Raw genomic sequence first — 16,865 nt, 5'->3', positions numbered from 1 at the left:
TCCACAGGCTGTGGACGAAGCCTGTGGGCGGGATCGGACCTGCGCGAGGAGGGCGCGCGGCGATAGCGTGAGGGCCCGGGAACCCGAGGAGGCGCGCGATGCTCATCGCCCAGCTCAGCGACCCGCACGTGACCACCGGCCCGCTCGCGGCCGCTCCGGCGTCGGGGTTGCACCGGGCGCTCGGCGCGGTGCTCGCGCTGCGTCCCCGGCCCGACTGCGTGGTGATCACCGGCGATCTGACCGCCAACGGCCGGCCGGACGAATACCTCGCGCTGCGCGAGATCGTCGGCGCCTTCCCGCTGCCGGTGCACCTGGCCACCGGCAACCACGACGACCGCGAGTCGCTGCTCGACACGTTCGGCGGCACCCCCTACCTGGCCGGCGGCTTCTCGGCGCACTACCACGTCGACCTGCCGGACGCGACGCTCGTGGTGCTCGACTCGCTCACCCCGGGCAGCCCCGGCGGACGGCTCGGCGACGAGCAGCTCGCCTGGCTCGACGGCGTGCTCGCCGGGCGTACCGACGCGCCCGCCGTCGTGTGCCTGCACCATCCGCCGGTCGCGGTGGGCGTACCGGGCATGGACGCGATGGGTCTCGCCGACGCCGACGCGCTCGCCGCCGTGGTCAGCCGTCACCCCCATGTCGTACGCGTCGCCGCGGGGCACCTGCACCGCCCGGTGACGAGCGCGTTCGCCGGTACGGTGCTGACCACCGCGCCGAGCACCTGGATCCAGGTGAGCCTGACCATGACCGACGAGGAGGAGCCCGGGTTCGTCGCCGAGCCGACCGCCTTCCTGCTGCACGTGATCGCCGACGGCGGCTGCGTGACACACACCGTCCAGGTCAGCCACGCCGCCGGGCGCACCTGCTGGTTCTGACGGCGACGCCGATGCTCTGGTACGTCGCGTACGGCTCGAACCTGCACGCCGCCCGGCTCGACTGGTACCTGCGTGGCGGGCGCCCACCGGGCGGGCTGCGCACGTACCCCGGCTGCCGGGACTGCCGGCCACCGCGCCGGACGGTTCCGGCGCTGATCCCCGGCGGGGTCTACTTCGCGGGCGAGTCGCGGGCCTGGACCGGCGGCATGGCGTTCTACGACCCGCAACTGCCCGGCCGGGCGGCGGCGCGCGGCTACCTGGTGACCGTCGAGCAGTTCGCCGACATCGCCGCGCAGGAGATGTACCGGCCGCCCGGCGCCGACCTGGCCGGGATCCGCGTGGCGGCCGAGACCGGGCGGGCGAAGCTCGGGCCGGGCCGCTACGAGACGTTGCTGCGGGTCGGCGTCCGGGACGGGCTGCCGATGCTCACGTTCACCGCGCCGCACCGCGCGGTGGAGGTGCCGTGGACCCGGCCCGCCCCGCTCTATCTCGGGATGCTGGCGCGCGGTCTGCGGGAGGCGCACGGCTGGGACTCCGCGCGGATCGTCGGCTATCTGGCGGGCCGTCCGGGAGTCGCCGGGCGGTGGACCCGGCGGGCGCTGCGCGGGCTCGTCGGCGCCACGCACACCGGGCCGTCGAACCGGCCCTCCGGGGCTCCGGTCGAATTCGGACAGTCCGCTGCGGATGTCGATCCGTCGGACGTGAACGACCGTTCGGCTCACGATGGGTGTCCGCCAGGTGCGGATTCCGGTGAGGACGGTTGCCAGCGCAAGGAATTCCGCGTGACATGAGCGTCGGCGCCGGCTCCCTGTCCCTGGGAGCCGGCGCCCTTCACGACGCCAGGCATCGACAGCGTGCGCCGCGCGGAAATTCACCAGACCGGCATGTCCGACTCGTCCGGCGGACCGGTGCGGCTCGCTCACGACGTCGACGATTCCGAATGCGGCCCCGGTCGACCTGAGGGCCGGTGGATGAGAAGCTACCCCGGAGCGGGGTGGCGCCCCCCGATTGCCGCCTCCCACGATCGACCCCTGTCATGGCACGGACCAGGGCCACCGGGCGAACCATCGCCCGGACACCAGCATCGGTATCTCACGAGGAGTTCCATGTCCGTCACCGGGATGCGACGCCGGGCCGTAGTCGGCCTGGCCGCACTCGCCGCGACCGCGTTCACCGCTGTCGCCGTCACCCCCGACCAGGCCGAGGCGCGCCCGAAGCCGGTCGACGTCCAGTTGCTCGCGATCAACGACTTCCACGGCAACCTGGAGCCGCCGAGCGGGTCCAGCGGCACCATCGACGGCCAGCCGGCCGGTGGCGCGGAATACCTGGCCAGCCACCTGAAGGCGATGCGCGCCGCCGCCAAGAATCAGGGCAAGGGCACCGTCACCGTGGCCGCGGGTGACCTGATCGGCGCGTCCCCGCTGCTCTCCGCCGCGTTCCACGACGAGCCGACCATCGAGGAGATGAACCTCGCCGGGCTGGAGTTCGCGAGCGTCGGCAACCACGAGTTCGACGAGGGCGCGGCCGAGCTGCTGCGCATGCAGCGCGGCGGCTGCCACCCGGTGGACGGCTGCGCCGACGGCACGCCGTTCGGTGGCGCCAAGTTCAAGTACCTCTCGGCGAACGCGTTCAAGACCTCCACCGGCCTGCCGCTGATGCAGCCGTTCGGCATCAAGATCGTCAAGGGCGTGCCGATCGGCTTCATCGGGATGACCCTCGAGGGCACCCCGAACATCGTCAGCCAGCAGGGCGTCGCCGGGCTGCGGTTCACCGACGAGGCCGACACCGCCAACAAGTACGCCAAGATCCTGCGCCTGCTCGGGGTGAAGAGCATCGTCGTGCTGCTGCACGAGGGTGGCGTGCAGAACGGCGGCGGCATCAACGACTGCACCGGGTTCAGCGGCCCGATCGTCGACATCGCCAACCGGATGGACCCGTCCATCGACGTGATCGTCAGCGGGCACACCCACGCCGCGTACAACTGCAACATCAACGGCAAGCTGGTCACCAGCGCCAGCTCGTTCGGCCGCCTGGTCACCCAGATCGACCTGAAGATCGACCCGCGTACCCGGGACGTGGTCACCGCGTCCGCGAACAACGTGGTGGTCACCCGGGACGTCGAGAAGGACCCGGCCTCGACCGCGCTGATCAACCGGTACAAGACCGCGCTCGGCCCGGTGGCCGACCGGGTGGTCGGCGAGACCACCGCCGCGATCACCAAGACCCAGGAGAACCTGTACCAGACCGGGGTCGATGCCAACGGCAATCCGACGTACCAGACCGGTGAGTCGCCGCTGGGCAACCTGATCGCCGACGCCCAGCTCGCCGCCACCGACACCGAGCAGAACGCGGTCGCCGCGTTCATGAACCCCGGTGGTGTCCGCGCCGACCTCGACGCCGGCCCGGTCACCTACGCCGAGGCGTTCACCGTGCAGCCGTTCGCCAACAACCTGGTGACGCTCAACCTGACCGGCGCGCAGCTCTACTGCATGCTGGAGCAGCAGTTCACAGTGGCGCGCGTGCTCTATGCGTCCTCGACCGTCAACTACGTCGTGGACGTCAACGGCACCACCGCGCCGGCCGGCACGCCGTGCGCGGGCACCCGGGTGGTCCGGGGCAGCCTCACCATCAACGGCACTCCGGTGACTGACACCGCCACCTACCGGGTCACCGTGAACAACTTCCTCGCCGGTGGCGGCGACGGCTTCAGCGTCCTGACCGGCGGCACCAACGCGGTGACCGGCCAGATCGACCTGGACGCCTTCACCGCGTACCTGACCGAGAAGTCGCCGGTGTCCCCGCCGGCGCTGGACCGGATCCGCACCACCACCGAGGTCGCCGCCGGCTGACGGCCGACCGCACCGCCGACGGGCCCCGGAGCGACGCTCCGGGGCCTGTTCGTTCTCAGGCAGCCTGCTTCGTTCTCGGGCCGCCTGCTCTTCGTCTCAGGTCGTCCGGGCGGGCTCGGGCTCCGGCGTCGCGACGGCCGTCAGGCGGCCGTCCTGCGCGGCGGTGAGCAGCGGACGCAGCGACAGCGCGAGCACCGAGGCGGCCAGGCAGCCGCCCACCACCACGGCCACCCACACCCGGCCGTGCGCCGCCCCGATCAGCGGACCGGCGGTGACCGGGCCGACGACGCCGCTGATCCCGAAGATCATCGAACTCATCGCGTTGTACCGGCCGCGCAGCTCGTCGGTGGCGAGCGCGTTCGTCAGGGCGGGCATGACCGGCGACAGCATCGTCTCGCCGAACCCGAAGATCGCCGAGCAGGCCACCACGCCGAGCGCCGCGAGCAGCGCGTTGCCGCTGCCCACCACGCCCGCCGCGCCGAGCACCAGCCAGGCACCGGCGAAGACCGCGCCCACAGCGGCCAGCGCGCCGGTCCGGCTGCGCCCTTCCAGCCGCCGGATCACCAGCAGCTGGGAGAGCACGATCATCACGGTGTTCGCCGCGAGCGCCCACGCCACCACCCGGGGCGTCACCTCGACCACCCGCACCGAGTACGCCGCGAAGCCCACCTCGATCTGCGCGTACCCGCAGGTGGTGAGCACCAGGCCGAAGATGACAAGGCGGCGGAACGGCCGGTCCCGCAGCACCGTGAGATAGCCGCCGGTCCTCCGGTCGGCGGCCGTCGCCCCCGCGGCCGCGACCGGCCGGCGCCCCACGTGCGGCAGCGTCAGCAGGATCAGGGCCGGCGTCAGGTAGCTCACCGCGTCCAGCAGGTAGATCGCCTCGAACGTGATCGGACGGGCCACGTCGACCACCGCGCCGGAGATCAGGCCGCCCGTGCCGATGCCGAGGTTGAGCAGCGCGAAGTTGAGGCCGAAGACGCGCTGCCGCTCGCCGTCACCGGTGAGCGAGGCGAGGATCGTGTTCTGCCCCGCCCAGATCGCCGAGCTGCCCACAGCGACCAGCGTCATCACGCCGAACGCCGAGGCGGTCGAGTCGACGAGCGCCAGCGAGCCGGTGCCGATCGCCTCGATCACCAGGCACGGCAACACGACCCGGCGCGCGCCGAACCGGTCGATGAACGTGCCGGCCAGCGGCGAGAGGGCCAGCGTGACCGCGCCGAACCAGCCGATCACCAGCCCGGCCCGGGTGTCGGTCAGGCCGCGTACGTCGGTGAGATAGATGAACAGGAACGGCAGCGTGAGGCCGCGCCCGACAGCGGAGAACAGGGTGCCGAGGAGGATCCGGCGGGCTTCGGGACGGGCGGGCAGGGCGCGGCGCAGCATGGCAGGGATTCTGTGCGGTGGGTACGACTACCGCGACCCGTTTACCCCTTACCGGCGCGGGCGCCGGGCCGGAAGGTGAGCGAGCGCACGCGCTCTGCCATGCTGACCCGGTGACGACGACCTGGCGGCACCTGCCCGCACCGGCCCGCGAGATCGCCGAGACGGCCACTGACGCGGTCGCTGCCGCCCGCGTCCGCGACGCCGAGGCGTACGCCCCGGCCGTCGAGCGGCTGGCCGCCGCCGACCGGTCCGGGCTGGTGCTCGGCGGCGTGGTCCGGCTGCTGCTGGAGGAGGGGCATCCGGACGGGCTGGACGGCGACGACGTACGCCAGGTGCTGGAACAGTGCGTACGGTCGGCCGCGTCCTGGTGGCCCCACGTCGACCCGCACGTGCTGCTGGTGCTGCTGGCCGGCGCGCTCGGCGTCTACGACCCCGGTGACGACGACAACCCGCCCGACCAGGCGGCGATCGCCCGGCACGCGCCGCTGCTCGTGACCGACCTGCTGGCGGTCACCGGACGACCGTTCGCCGAGTACCTGACCGCCGCGTTCGCCGAGGTGGCGCGCACGGAGACGCACGACTGACGGTTCGGCCGGCGGCGATGGCCTGCTTACGGGCTGGCGGCGGTGGCCTTGCCTACGGGCTCGCGGCCAGGAACACGAACGCGGCGAGCAGCACCAGGTGCACGCCGCCCTGGAGCACTGTGGCCCGACCCGGCACCACGGTGAGCACCGCTGTCACGGCGGTCAGCGCCAGCAGCGTCATCTGGGTGCCGCCCAGGCCCAGCATCAGCGGCCCTTCCAGCCAGATCGAGGCGATCGCGATGGCCGGGATGGTCAGGCCGATGCTGGCCATGGCCGAGCCGAGCGCGAGATTGAGGCTGATCTGCACGCGGTCCCGCCGTGCCGCCCGGGCGGCGGCGAGCGTCTCCGGCAGCAGCACCAGCAGCGCGATGACCACGCCGACGAACGCCTGCGGCAGATTGGCGGCGCTGACCGCGGTCTCGATCGCCGGGGAGATCGTCTTCGCGTCACCGACCACCGCGACGAGCGCCACCACCAGCAGGGCCAGGCTGGCCAGGGCGGTACGCGTGGACGGCGGCTCGGCGTGCCCGTCGCCGGTCTTGTCCTCAGCGAGGATGCTGCCCTCCTGGGTGACCGGGAGGAAGTAGTCGCGGTGCCGACCGGTCTGCACCATGACGAACAGCAGGTAGAGGGCCAGCGAGGCGACCGCCGCGAAGGCGAGCTGGGCGGGGGAGAACTCCGGGCCCGGCCGGCTCGTGGTGAACGTCGGCACCACCATGCTGAGCGTGGCGAGCGTCGCCACTGTCGCCAGCGCCCCGCCGGTGCCCTCCGGATTGAACACCGCCACCTGCCGGCGCAGCGCGCCGAGCAGCAGCGACAGACCGAGGATGCCGTTACAGGTGATCATGACGGCGGCGAAGACGGTGTCCCGCGCCAGCGCCTGCGTCTTCTCCCCACCGCTGATCATCAGCGTCACGATCAGACCGACTTCGATCACCGTGACAGCCACCGCCAGCACGAGTGACCCGTACGGCTCACCGACCTTGTGCGCGACCACCTCGGCGTGGTGCACGGCCGCCAGCACAGCCGCCGCGAGCAGGGCCGCCACCACGAAGATGAGCGAGCCGGGCAGCTCCCGTCCCCAGGTCATCACGAGCACGAGCACGGCGACCAGGGGCGCGACGGTGGTCCAATCGGTCAGGCGGGATCGGATCATCGGCGGCATGCGCATAACTTTGCCAGGAGGCAGCGTCAACGCCGCGTGGCGGGGTGGCTTCGGGCAGTCCTGTCGATCTATTCGGCCGTGCCGGGGAAATAGGTCGGTTCCGCCAGGCGGGCCGGCAGGTCGCGGAGGGCGGTGATGACCGGACCGGCCCAGCCCGGATCGGTGTCCTGGTGCTCCGTGGTCCGTAGCACCGTCATGCCCACCACCGCCGCGCCGGCCAGCTCGCCGTCCGCGCCGTCCCCCACGTAGACGCATTCCGCCGGCGCGACGCCCAGCCGCTCGGCTGCGGTGCGGTAGATCGCCGGATCCGGCTTGGCCAGCCCGACGGCACAGGAGAAGACCGCGACGTCGAAGCGCCGGGCGAGTGGGCCGGCCGCCCACGCCTCGGCGGTCTCGGAGGTGGCATTGCTGATCAGAGCCAGCCGGTGCCCGCGCTGACGCAGCGCGTCGAGCACCTCCAGGGTGCCGGTCGGGACGCGGTTCAGCACGCGGCGGGCAAGGTCACGCCGGTGCGCGGCGGCCAGTGTCACCTGCTCGTCCGTCGGCGCGCCGCCGAGGCGTCCGGCGAGGGTGCGGACGGTCTCCTCCGCGCTCCAGCGGACGAGGCGGTCCCGCCAGGTCGCGTGGTACGCGGCGACGAGCGCCGCCGGAGCCACCCCGACCAGGAGCGCCATCTCGCCGACCACCCGGTCCCGCTCGTCGTCGGCACCGTGAACCAGGGTGTGGAAGAGGTCGAAGACCACCGGCCGTGGCATGCCGGGATCCTACTGCGACGGTGACCAGGGCTGGGAAATCGTTGAAGCGGAACTGAGGCCGGCCAGGCCACGACCTGAGGACGCTCGACCGGCGCAGTGCCTCGACAGTGGGATCATCATGATGTGGGTCACGCGGACGAACTCGACGACAACTGGCTCAACGGCGAGGAGATCACCTGTTCGGCGTGCCACGAACGCCTTTACCGTCTCGATCACTCACCGCTGCTGCACTGCTACTTCTTCTATTGCGACGGCTGCCCGATGCGGGTGGATATCAGTTGCTACGACAGCACCTGTATCGCCATCGTGGATGCGCTTCCTGCCCGAGACGGCACCCGTTCCACGCTGATGGACGCACTTGAAGCGCGACTACGACGGTGCGACTGTGGCGGGCGGTTCCGGGACTCGGCTCCTCGGCGCTGCCATCGGTGCTCCGCCGTCCTGACGGCCATCAGTGCGCCCTCCGGTGTCGATGTCTGGCCAGGTTGGTGGACAGACGAGACGGACACCGGCTCCCTGGAAGAGGAGTTCACCGCCAAATACTTCCGCACGGAGGACCTCTGGAAGCACTAGAGGGCACATCCATCGATCGGATGTGCCCTCTTACCTCTGGTCGGGGTGGCCGGATTCGAACCGACGACCTCTTCGTCCCGAACGAAGCGCGCTACCAAGCTGCGCCACACCCCGAGGCGTGCCGACAAATAGTAGCCCACCCGCCCGCACGGTCAAACTCGGTACCCCCCGCCCCGTGCGGGCGGCAGATCTTGGTACGAACCGGCCCTCCGAGGGACTGAACAGCCCTCCGAGGGGCGGGCGCGTACCAAGATCTGCGGCGAGGAGCGGTCAGCGGGAGATCAGCGTGAGGATGCTGGCCTCGGGCGGGCAGGCGAAGCGGATCGGGGCGGTGGGGTGGGTGCCGAGGCCGGCGGAGACGTGCAGCCAGGAGTCCGAGCCGGGCCAGCGGTGCAACCCGCGCGCCATCGAGCGGGGCAGCCCGCAGTTGGTGACCAGCGCGCCGTACCCGGGCACGCACACCTGGCCGCCGTGGGTGTGCCCGGCGAGCAGCAGGCCGAAGCCGTCGGCCGCCATCCGGTCCAGCACCGCGGGCTCGGGGGAGTGGGACAGCGCGATGGACAGCGCCGCGTCGCCGCTGACCGGTCCGGCCACGGCGTCGTAGTCGTCGCGTTCGATGTGCGGGTCGTCCACGCCGATCAACTCGATCTCCCGCCCGCCGGCCTTGAGCGAGGTGCGCGCGTTGTTCATGTCCACCCAGCCGGCGCCGGTGAGGATGTCGCGCAGCTCCTCGTACGGCAGCGGCACGCCCTCGGTGTACTCCCGGTCGGGCAGGAAGTAGGTGAAGGGGTTCTTGAGGACAGGGCCGGTGTAGTCGTTGGAGCCGAAGACGAACGCGCCGGGCAGGTCGAGCAGCGGTTGCAGCGCGCGCAGCACGCCGGCCACCGACTCCGGGTGGGCCATGTTGTCGCCGGTGACCACCACCAGGTCCGGGTCGAGCGCGGCCAGCGAGGCCACCCAGTCCTGCTTACGTTGCTGGCCAGGCATCATGTGCAGGTCCGAAAGGTGCAGCACCCGCAACGGTTCGGCGTCGGTCGGGAGCACCGGCACGTCGTACCGGCGCAGGGTGAACATGTTGCGCTCGATGAGCGACGCGTACGCGAGGGTGGCCGCCCCGGCGGCGACGGTTCCGGCCGCGAGACGGAATAGTGTGCGCTTTCGCATGGCGTTCAGGGTAGTTTCACCGTCCATGAGCACGCTGAAGGACCGCCTCACCGCCGACATGCGCGCCGCCCTCAAGGCGCGCGACGAACTGACCACCTCCACGCTTCGCATGGCCCTCGCAGCCGTGGGCAACGCCGAGGTCGCCGGTCGGGAAAAGCGCGAGCTCAGCGACGACGAGGTGCTCGCGGTGCTGACCAAGGAGGCGAAGAAGCGCCGCGAGGCGGCCGTGGCGTTCGCCGACGCCGGGCGCGCCGAGCAGGCCGGCAAGGAGACCGCCGAGGGTGAGGTGCTGGAGCGCTACCTGCCCAAGCAGCTCCCCGACGAGGAACTGGCCGAGCTGGTCTCGGGGGCGCTCGCCGCGGGCGGCTTCACCGGCAAGGCGCAGATGGGCCCGGCCATGAAGGCCGCTCAGGCCGCGGTGGCCGGCCGCGCCGAGGGGGGCCGGGTGGCTGCCGAGGTACGCCGCCAGCTCGGTCTCTGAGCGTCCCGTAGACCTGACAAGCGACGGCCACCTCCTTCACGGAGGTGGCCGTCGCTCTGTCTGGGATCAGTTGCCTGGTCGTCCTGGTCGGCCGTTACCCGGTCCGCCCGGGCCACCTGGTCGGTCCGGCGTCGCGGTGCCGCCCTGGTCCGAGTCGCCCTTGCCGGAGCTGACCTCGATCATGACGACGCCGCCCTTGATGGTGCGCCCGTCCGGGCTGGTGCCGGCCGCGGTGCCCGCCGGGCACTCCGACGCCACCTTGTTGCTGGAGACCACCGGCTCGAAGCCGGCACCCTTCAGCCGGGACTTCGCGCTCTCGATGGACGCGCACTTCACATCCGGGATGGACCGCTGGTCACCCAGGACGATCTTGCCGCTGGGCGGGGTGAAGTTCTTCCGGTCCTTGCCCGCCATGGCGTCCCGCAGCGTCTCGTAGACCGCCGGGTTGATGCCGGTGGGCACGTCGTGACCCATCTTCTGATTGGTCTGCGGCCAGTCCGGGTCGGCCATGATGCCGGCCACCGCGTACTGCTTGGTCATCGCTACCAGCGAGGAGGTCTTCTCCGAGTCGGTGGTGCCGGACTTGCCGGCCACCGGCGCCTTGACGATGTTGCGGACGTTGCCGGCGGTGGCGGTGCCGCACTTGGTGGTCGAGGAGCGGTCACCCACCGGGCAGCGGGCGGCGTCCACGGCGGCCCGGGCCACCTCGGTGCTGACCCGCTGCTCGCAGCGCGGGTTCGCGACGTCGAGCTTCTCGCCCTCCGGGCCGCGGATCTCCTGCACCGGGATCGGCTCGCAGTACTTGCCGTCGGCGCCGAGCGTCGCGTACGCGTTCGCCAGCTCCAGCGGCGTGGTCTGCGAGACGCCGAGGCTGAACGCGCCCCACTGGTGCGGGTTGGCGGCGAGCAGCGCGTCGCCGGACGAGCGGAACGAGATGCCGAGCTTCTGCGCCGCCTTCACCACGTTCTCCGCGCCGACCCGCTGCTGCAGGTCGATGAAGAACGTGTTCACCGAGAAGCCGAAGCCGCTCCACATGTTGTGCATGCCGGCCATCGAGGCGTTGGCGTTCTTCGGGCAGTACTTGTTGGTGCCCGGGCAGGCGGCCGGCGAGTTGAACTCGACCGGGTAGTTCGACTTGAACACCGGCTGCGCGTTGATCGGGTAGCTGAGCGGGTAGCCCTTCTCCAGCGCGGCCACCAGCGTGAAGATCTTGAAGGTCGAGCCCGCCTGGTAACCGGCGATGCCGGGGCCACCGGTGATCAGCGGGTTCACCGTGTTGGGGTAGTTGCCCCGGATCTTCTTCTTGGCCTTCTTCGGGTCGCTGGAGATCTTGTTCTGCGGGTCGTCCGGGTCGTCGAGCTTGAAGTTGCGGTTCACCGCGACGGCGCGCACCCGGCCGGTGCCGGGCTCGACAGCGGCCACCATCCGGGCCGCCTTGCTGCTCTCGCCCAGGTTCTTGCGGACGGCCTTGTCGGCGGCCTTCTGCGCCTGCACGTCGAGCGTGGAGACGATGGTGTAGCCGCCGCTCTTGAGCCGCCGCTCCCGGTCGTACGAGGTGGCGCCGAACGTCTCCTGCTGCAGCCACCAGCGGTAGAGGTAGTCGCAGAAGAAGCCCCAGGAGCGGGTGGTGGTCTGGGTGCAGCCGTTCGGGGTGCGCTTGCCCTTGACGACGAGCTTGATCTTCTTGGCGGCGTCCGCCTCCTGCTGGGTGATCGCGCCGATCTGCACCATGTTGCCGATGACGTAGTCGCGCCGGCCGACCGCCTCGGGGTAGCCCGCGGGGGTGGTCGGGTCGAACGCGGTGGGCGCCTTCACCATGCCGGCGAGCATCGCCGACTCCTGGATGTCCAGCTTGCTCGGCGGCTTGTTGAAGTAGACCTGGCTGGCCGCCCAGATGCCGTACGCGCCGTTGCCGAACGCGGCGATGTTCAGGTAGCGCTCCAGGATCTCGTCCTTGGAGAGCTCCTTGTCGATCTGCAGCGCCAGGCTCATCTCACGCAGCTTGCGGGCGCTGGTGTCCTCGGTGGCGGCGACCACGTCGGCCGGGTGGGTGGCCGAGTAGGAGATGGCCAGCCGGACGTACTGCATGGTCAGCGTCGACGCACCCTGCCGCGAGGAGCCGGCGGCCTGGTTGTTGACGAACGCCCGTGCCACACCGTTGAGGTCCACGCCGTTGTGCTTGTAGAAGTCGTGGTCCTCGGCCGCGATGATGGCCTTCTGCATGTGCGGCGAGATGTCCTTGAGCTTGACGTCCTTGCGGTTCTCGTCGTACATCGTGGCCAGCACGGTCCTGCCGTCGGCCGCGAGCAGCCTGGTGATCTGCGGGGACCGGGCGACGGTCAGCTCCTTGGGCAGCGCGCCGAATGTCTCCGAGCCGGCCTTCGCGGCCAGTCCGGTCATCGCCACCGCGGGGAAGGCCGCCGCAGCGACCACCACTCCGGCCAACAGGCCGCAGATCAGCAGCGATGCGGCGTTGGTCAGCACGTTGTGGTCACGTTTCCGCATCCAGGTCACCTCGACAGGGTACGCGAGCAGGGATCGGCGGGCGCGCGGGGAACTTTCCCCATTTCCTGCATGCGCCGGCCTCGTTGTGCTAAACGCACGAGCCCTGGTCCGAGGTTGCGTGAGATCCGGCGGAAGTCTGTCCGAAGTCTGGGAGGGGCGCAGCGTTTTCACGTACCCGGGCGGGGTAGACGCGGGCGAAAGCCCGGGAAGCCGGGAGTGTCCGGAATGATGGATTTCGCCGACAACGTTGCGTAATCGGGCGACTACACAGCATGATGGTGGCGGCGAAGGCAGCCATGCGTCGTTTGTGCCGCCCTGGGGAGGCCGGCGCGAACGACCGGGGGGAGTTCGAGGGCTGCTCGCACGAAGTCGGTAGGTACTGCAAGGGGGGACGTGTACAGATGGGCATGATCACTGACTGGCCGTCACTGGCGGCATGTCAGAACGGAGACCCGGACGCGTTGTTCGTACAGGGCGCCGAACAGAACGTGGCGAAGAGGATCTGCCGGAGCTGCCCAGTTCGGTACGAGTGCCTGGCCGACGCGCTCGACAACCGGATCGAGTTCGGTGTGTGGGGTGGCATGACCGAACGCGAGCGCCGTGCGTTGCTGCGCCGTCACCCGCAGGTGACCAGCTGGCGCAAGATGTTCGAGGCGGCCATGAAGAAGAACGCCAAGGAGAAGGCCGGTAAGGACAAGGTCCTGGTGACCACTGCCACCTGACCGCCCGGTCAGCGCCGGCTGATCGCCTCGCCGATCGTCCGCAGCCCGTCGACGTCGTGCACGTCGGCGGGCTGCGCGGCCACCGACACCGCCGGCACCGCCGGGAACGCCTCGGTGAACCGGGCCGCCACCTGCTCCTCGCGTACCGCCTGCTGGGCCAGCGCGGCGTGCGCGCGCAGCACCTCGACGGTGCCCTCGTGCCCGCCCTCCGCGGCCAGCCGCTCCGCGGCGGCCAGGCTCTCCGCCGCGGACAGGTCCGCCGTCGGCCGGTGCACCCGGTTGAGCACCAGCCCGGCCAGCGGCATCTGCTCTTCCCGCAGGCGACCAGCGAAGTACGCGGCCTCCCGGACCGCGTCCGGCTCCGGTGCCGCGACCAGCAGGAACGCCGTCTCCCGGGCCTGCAGGATCCGGTACGTCTGCTCGGCCCGCTGCCGGAACCCGCCGAACATCGAGTCGAGGGCCGCGACGAAGCCGGACAGGTCGGTGAGCAGTTGGGCGCCGAGCACCTTCTGCACCACCTTGGAGAACATCCCGAAGCTCGCCGTCACCAGGTTGAACATGCTGCGCCCGCCGCTGCGCGCCGGGGCCAGCAGCAGCCGCAGCATGCGGCCGTCCAGGAACCGGGACAGGCGGGCCGGAGCGTCCAGGAAGTCGAGCGCGGACCGCGACGGGGGCGTGTCCACGACGATCAGGTCCCACTCGCCCCGGGCGTGCAACTGGCCCAGCTTCTCCATCGCCATGTACTCCTGCGTGCCGGCGAAGGTGGAACTCATGGCCTGGTAGAACGGGTTGGCGAAGATCTCCGCCGCCTTCGCCGGGTCGGTGTGCTGGAGCACCACGTCGTCGAACGTGCGCTTCATGTCGAGCATCATGGCGTGCAGTTCACCGCCGCTGGCCTCGACGTCGATGCCCTTGACCTGGCGGGGTGTGTTGTCCAGCTCGGTCAGGCCGAGCGACTGCGCCAGCCGGCGGGCCGGGTCGATGGTGAGCACCACGGTCCGGCGGCCGTGCCGCTCGGCCGCGCGCAGCGCCAGCGCCGCCGCGGTGGTCGTCTTGCCTACGCCGCCCGCCCCGCAGCAGACCACGATCCGTACGCCGTCGTCGGCGAGGATCTGGTCGACGTCAAGCGGAGGCGCCGCGTCTTCGGAAGGCACCAATCGAGCGTATCGGTCCCGAGGGGCACTCTGCTCCGTGCCGGTCGCAGGTGTGAGTCAATCCGCCCGGACGAGGGTCTCGGCGAACGTCTCCAACCCGGCCCGGTCGACTCCTCCGGGCAGCAGCGGCAGTTCGATCATGGGCAGGCCCAGCTCCACCAGGTCGCCCCGGAGCGAGTCCTCCAGCTCCCGGCGTACCCGCTGGTCGTTGGCCTCCTCGACGAGCCCGGCCACGGTCGGGCCGTCGGTCGGCAGGCCGGCGGCGGCCAGCCCGCGCTTCAGCTCGGCCGCGGTCACGGCCCGGCCGGCCGGCACCGGCGGGCGGACGCCGTTCACGATCACCCGGCCGACCGGAAAGCCGAGCTGGGTCAGCTCAGCGACCGCGTCGAGCGTCTCCTGGACGGGCATCTCCTCCAGCAGCGTGACCACGTGCACAGCTGTCATCGGCGACCGGAGCAGCGCGGAGACGCCCTCGCTCTGGGTCTTGATCGGGCCGACCTTGGCCAGCCGGGCGGTCTCCGCTGTCACGTTCAGGAAGCGGCCGATGCGTCCGGTCGGCGGCGCGTCCAGCACGACCGCGTCGTACGTCCGGCGCGAGCCGCTCGTGCGGGTGGTCGCCTCCTTGACCTTGCCGGTGAGCAGCACGTCGCGCAGGCCCGGCGCGATCGTGGTGGCGAAGTCGATCGCGCCGAGCTTGCGCAGCGCCCGGCCGGCCGCGCCGAGCTTGTAGAACATGTCCAGGTATTCGAGGAGCGCCGCCTCGGCGTCGACCGCCAGCGCCCGCACCTCACCGCCGCCGGGCGCGTCGGCGAGGTGCCGTTCCTCGTACGGCAGCGGGTCGGTGCCGAAGAGCTGGGCGATGCCCTGCCGGCCCTCCACCTCGACCAGCAGGGTGCGCCGGCCCTCGGTGGCCAAGCCGAGGGCCAGCGCGGCGGCCACGCTGGTCTTGCCTGTGCCGCCCTTGCCGGTCACCACATGCAGGCGGGCCGGCCATCTGCCGGCGGACTCGGCCGGCTGCTCACTCGCTGCCACCCGTCGAGCCTAACCAGCCGGCCGGATCAGCCGACCTCGCAGACCCACCATCCCGTCTTCCGCACCACCGTGAAGCGCAGGGACTGCTCGGCGACCTTCTCGTCGGCGGTGGTCATGGTCACCCGGGCGGAGACCGTGGCCCGGTCCCCGGTCTGGTTGTCGACGGTCGGGTTGCTCCAGCGGAACCGGGGGTTCTGGTACTGCCCGGCGTACTTCTGGACCTCGGCGACCTTGGCGATGATCTTCTCGTCGTCGCGTGCGGCCGAGCAGACGAACGTGGCCGCCTTCTCGGCGTCCCGCTCCTGATAGACGGCCTTGAGGAAACCGTCCACCGCGACCTGCGGCTCCTTCGCTCCCTGGCCGTCCTCGGTGTCGCGCAGGACGAGGAACGCGGCAGTGCCCCCACCGCCGCAGAGCAGGACCGCGGCGGCCAGCACCAGGGAGGCGATCAGCAGGGCCGATCGCTTGCGTGGCTGGCCGCCCGGCGGACCGGGCGGATGGCCCGGTGGCCCGGCGGCGGGAAGGGAGCCCGACGGTGTGCCGCCGTCGGGCGGTGACTGTGAATGCGGGTCGCCGGGTATGCCGGTGTCGCCACCGGCGGGCGGTTGGGTCATCTGTCTCCCCCGGGTTGCGGCTCCCGTCGCCGCCCCAGGCGACGGGCACGGGTCGAGGTGGTCGGGCGCGCGTCCGCGCGTGCCCAGTCCGGAAGGGTAGCGGTCGGCGGGGCGCTTGCCAGCCCCGCGTACACACCCGCCGGAGGTGAGTTCGCCGTCGCGTTCCGGACCAGGCTTGTGTCGCATATGTGACTGGGCGTGACGAAGCGTGCGCGTCCCGTTGCCGGGACTGGTTGGAGGTCCTACGTTCGTCCCGACACGGAGAGCCGGACCCGCCGGACGACGCCGAGGCGGATGGCGGTGTCAGTGAACAGGTACGACGCCCGGAGGCGACGCATGCGCGACGCGGAGAACACCCCCCGAGCCCAGTTCCCCGGTGACCGGTCCGGACGGCCCGGCGACGCCGATGCGCCCGGCGAGGGCGCCTCGTTCAACGAGCGGTCGTACCGCCTTCCGGTCGAGGTGGTCCGGACGCTGTCCCGCCCCGGCGCTAAGGGGCGGGAGGAGGACGAGCCCGGCTACGTCATCCACCTGCCGGTCCGGGTGCCCGACCTCGCCGCGGCCACCGCGCTCGCCGGCACCGTGGCCACCTCGCTGGGCTTCCTGGTGGAGCTGGACGCGGGCGAGACCACCGTCTCCACCACCGACGACCAGAACAACAGGCACCGGGTCTTCTGCGACCTGCTGCTGCCCGACCGCAGCCGGTGTCCGCAGCGCTTCGAGCACGAGGGCCCGTGCGGCGAGCCGCCGTCCGCGCCGGAGCCGCGTCCCGCGTCCCGGTGACGACGGCGGACCGTAGGCTGTGCCTGACCGAAGTCCAAGTCAGGCAAGGGAGCCCTCCTCCGATGCAGAAGTGGGAATACGCCACGGTGCCGCTGCTGGTCCACGCGACCAAGCAGATCCTCGACAACTGGGGCGAGGACGGCTGGGAACTGGTCTCGGTGGTGCCCGGCCCGAACCCGGAGCAGCTCGTCGCGTACCTGAAGCGCCCGAAGGGCTGAGC

At 71.3% G+C, this 16,865-nt stretch carries 17 protein-coding genes and 1 tRNA gene; 9 read left to right on the top strand and 9 right to left on the bottom strand.

Going from position 1 to position 16,865, the window contains the following annotated elements; genetic code table 11:
* Positions 1 to 98: 98 nt before the first annotated feature.
* The 3 genes from FHU28_RS00800 (at position 99) to FHU28_RS00790 (ending at position 3,727) form a co-directional block, all read left to right on the top strand.
* Positions 99 to 878, top strand: a complete 780-nt coding sequence (locus FHU28_RS00800; protein ID WP_184679886.1) for a phosphodiesterase — start codon at positions 99 to 101, stop codon at positions 876 to 878.
* A gap of 11 nt (positions 879 to 889) precedes the next feature.
* Entirely contained in the window at positions 890 to 1,669 is a 780-nt protein-coding gene (locus FHU28_RS00795) for a histone deacetylase (protein ID WP_260412818.1), read from the top strand.
* A 315-nt stretch (positions 1,670 to 1,984) separates the two neighbouring features.
* On the top strand, positions 1,985 to 3,727 hold the full coding sequence (locus FHU28_RS00790; protein ID WP_184679884.1) for a bifunctional metallophosphatase/5'-nucleotidase: 1,743 nt from the start codon (positions 1,985 to 1,987) through the stop codon (positions 3,725 to 3,727).
* Positions 3,728 to 3,823: 96 nt separating this feature from the next.
* Here the strand turns inward: FHU28_RS00790 and FHU28_RS00785 are convergent, their stop codons facing one another.
* Entirely contained in the window at positions 3,824 to 5,113 is a 1,290-nt protein-coding gene (locus FHU28_RS00785; RefSeq protein ID WP_184679882.1) for an MFS transporter, read from the bottom strand.
* A gap of 110 nt (positions 5,114 to 5,223) precedes the next feature.
* Between FHU28_RS00785 and FHU28_RS00780 the strand changes: the two genes are divergently transcribed.
* Positions 5,224 to 5,697, top strand: a complete 474-nt coding sequence (locus FHU28_RS00780; RefSeq protein WP_184679880.1) for a hypothetical protein — start codon at positions 5,224 to 5,226, stop codon at positions 5,695 to 5,697.
* A gap of 52 nt (positions 5,698 to 5,749) precedes the next feature.
* On the opposite strand, the gene FHU28_RS00775 is transcribed toward FHU28_RS00780, so the two are convergent.
* Positions 5,750 to 6,853, bottom strand: a complete 1,104-nt coding sequence (locus FHU28_RS00775) for a calcium:cation antiporter (RefSeq protein ID WP_221453078.1) — start codon at positions 6,851 to 6,853, stop codon at positions 5,750 to 5,752.
* 77 nt (positions 6,854 to 6,930) lie between these two features.
* Positions 6,931 to 7,617 carry an HAD family hydrolase gene (locus FHU28_RS00770; protein ID WP_184679875.1) on the bottom strand — a complete coding sequence of 229 codons (687 nt, stop codon included), beginning with the start codon at positions 7,615 to 7,617 and terminating at the stop codon, positions 6,931 to 6,933.
* 123 nt (positions 7,618 to 7,740) lie between these two features.
* Here FHU28_RS00770 and FHU28_RS00765 point away from each other — a divergent pair, with 123 nt between their 5' ends.
* Positions 7,741 to 8,190 carry a hypothetical protein gene (locus tag FHU28_RS00765; RefSeq protein WP_184679873.1) on the top strand — a complete coding sequence of 150 codons (450 nt, stop codon included), beginning with the start codon at positions 7,741 to 7,743 and terminating at the stop codon, positions 8,188 to 8,190.
* 37 nt (positions 8,191 to 8,227) lie between these two features.
* Here FHU28_RS00765 and FHU28_RS00760 read toward each other — a convergent pair.
* Positions 8,228 to 8,304 (bottom strand) — tRNA-Pro (locus tag FHU28_RS00760).
* A 156-nt stretch (positions 8,305 to 8,460) separates the two neighbouring features.
* A complete protein-coding gene (locus tag FHU28_RS00755; RefSeq protein WP_184679870.1) occupies positions 8,461 to 9,354 on the bottom strand; it encodes a metallophosphoesterase in 894 nt (297 codons plus the stop codon).
* Positions 9,355 to 9,379: 25 nt separating this feature from the next.
* Between FHU28_RS00755 and FHU28_RS00750 the strand changes: the two genes are divergently transcribed.
* Positions 9,380 to 9,835, top strand: a complete 456-nt coding sequence (locus FHU28_RS00750) for a GatB/YqeY domain-containing protein (protein WP_184679867.1) — start codon at positions 9,380 to 9,382, stop codon at positions 9,833 to 9,835.
* A 66-nt stretch (positions 9,836 to 9,901) separates the two neighbouring features.
* On the opposite strand, the gene FHU28_RS00745 is transcribed toward FHU28_RS00750, so the two are convergent.
* Positions 9,902 to 12,340, bottom strand: a complete 2,439-nt coding sequence (locus FHU28_RS00745) for a transglycosylase domain-containing protein (RefSeq protein WP_184679864.1) — start codon at positions 12,338 to 12,340, stop codon at positions 9,902 to 9,904.
* A gap of 401 nt (positions 12,341 to 12,741) precedes the next feature.
* On the opposite strand from FHU28_RS00745, the gene FHU28_RS00740 reads away from it, so the two are divergent.
* Positions 12,742 to 13,062, top strand: a complete 321-nt coding sequence (locus tag FHU28_RS00740) for a WhiB family transcriptional regulator (protein ID WP_043327856.1) — start codon at positions 12,742 to 12,744, stop codon at positions 13,060 to 13,062.
* A gap of 8 nt (positions 13,063 to 13,070) precedes the next feature.
* Here FHU28_RS00740 and bagB read toward each other — a convergent pair whose 3' ends face one another.
* Genes bagB through FHU28_RS00725 form a run of 3 tightly spaced genes read right to left on the bottom strand, consistent with a single transcriptional unit; the run spans position 13,071 to position 15,862 of the window.
* Entirely contained in the window at positions 13,071 to 14,219 is a 1,149-nt protein-coding gene (gene bagB, locus FHU28_RS00735) for an ArsA family ATPase (RefSeq protein WP_184679861.1), read from the bottom strand.
* 54 nt (positions 14,220 to 14,273) lie between these two features.
* A complete protein-coding gene (gene bagA / locus FHU28_RS00730) occupies positions 14,274 to 15,248 on the bottom strand; it encodes an ATPase BagA (RefSeq protein ID WP_184679858.1) in 975 nt (324 codons plus the stop codon).
* Between the two features lie 26 nt (positions 15,249 to 15,274).
* The gene (locus FHU28_RS00725; RefSeq protein ID WP_184679854.1) at positions 15,275 to 15,862 is read right to left on the bottom strand and encodes an Rv0361 family membrane protein; all 588 of its coding nucleotides are present in this window, start codon (positions 15,860 to 15,862) and stop codon (positions 15,275 to 15,277) included.
* Positions 15,863 to 16,198: 336 nt separating this feature from the next.
* On the opposite strand from FHU28_RS00725, the gene FHU28_RS00720 reads away from it, so the two are divergent.
* Together FHU28_RS00720 and sp36 are read left to right on the top strand one after the other, a co-directional pair.
* Complete coding sequence (locus tag FHU28_RS00720) at positions 16,199 to 16,645, top strand: hypothetical protein (RefSeq protein WP_184679850.1); 447 nt, start codon at positions 16,199 to 16,201, stop codon at positions 16,643 to 16,645.
* A 62-nt stretch (positions 16,646 to 16,707) separates the two neighbouring features.
* Positions 16,708 to 16,863 (top strand): Sp36 family protein, encoded by a 156-nt coding sequence (sp36, locus tag FHU28_RS00715; RefSeq protein ID WP_013289021.1) that lies wholly within the window; start codon positions 16,708 to 16,710, stop codon positions 16,861 to 16,863.
* Positions 16,864 to 16,865: the final 2 nt, after the last annotated feature.

The organism is Micromonospora echinospora, from assembly GCF_014203425.1.
Classification (GTDB): Bacteria; Actinomycetota; Actinomycetes; order Mycobacteriales; family Micromonosporaceae; genus Micromonospora; species Micromonospora echinospora_A.
Note: the sequence above shows the minus strand (reverse complement) of the source record. Positions and strands in the feature narration are given on the sequence as shown.

Excerpts from the sequence above, each read along its gene's own strand:
- FHU28_RS00720 (WP_184679850.1), top strand. The coding sequence starts at position 16,199 with ATGCGCGACGCGGAGAACACCCCCCGAGCCCAGTTCCCCGGTGACCGG.
- sp36 (WP_013289021.1), top strand. The coding sequence starts at position 16,708 with ATGCAGAAGTGGGAATACGCCACGGTGCCGCTGCTGGTCCACGCGACC.
- FHU28_RS00775 (WP_221453078.1), bottom strand. The coding sequence starts at position 6,853 with ATGATCCGATCCCGCCTGACCGATTGGACCACCGTCGCGCCCCTGGTC.
- FHU28_RS00745 (WP_184679864.1), bottom strand. The coding sequence starts at position 12,340 with ATGCGGAAACGTGACCACAACGTGCTGACCAACGCCGCATCGCTGCTG.
- FHU28_RS00800 (WP_184679886.1), top strand. The coding sequence starts at position 99 with ATGCTCATCGCCCAGCTCAGCGACCCGCACGTGACCACCGGCCCGCTC.
- FHU28_RS00725 (WP_184679854.1), bottom strand. The coding sequence starts at position 15,862 with ATGACCCAACCGCCCGCCGGTGGCGACACCGGCATACCCGGCGACCCG.
- FHU28_RS00750 (WP_184679867.1), top strand. The coding sequence starts at position 9,380 with ATGAGCACGCTGAAGGACCGCCTCACCGCCGACATGCGCGCCGCCCTC.
- FHU28_RS00795 (WP_260412818.1), top strand. The coding sequence starts at position 890 with ATGCTCTGGTACGTCGCGTACGGCTCGAACCTGCACGCCGCCCGGCTC.
- FHU28_RS00770 (WP_184679875.1), bottom strand. The coding sequence starts at position 7,617 with ATGCCACGGCCGGTGGTCTTCGACCTCTTCCACACCCTGGTTCACGGT.
- FHU28_RS00740 (WP_043327856.1), top strand. The coding sequence starts at position 12,742 with ATGGGCATGATCACTGACTGGCCGTCACTGGCGGCATGTCAGAACGGA.
- FHU28_RS00755 (WP_184679870.1), bottom strand. The coding sequence starts at position 9,354 with ATGCGAAAGCGCACACTATTCCGTCTCGCGGCCGGAACCGTCGCCGCC.
- FHU28_RS00785 (WP_184679882.1), bottom strand. The coding sequence starts at position 5,113 with ATGCTGCGCCGCGCCCTGCCCGCCCGTCCCGAAGCCCGCCGGATCCTC.
- FHU28_RS00790 (WP_184679884.1), top strand. The coding sequence starts at position 1,985 with ATGTCCGTCACCGGGATGCGACGCCGGGCCGTAGTCGGCCTGGCCGCA.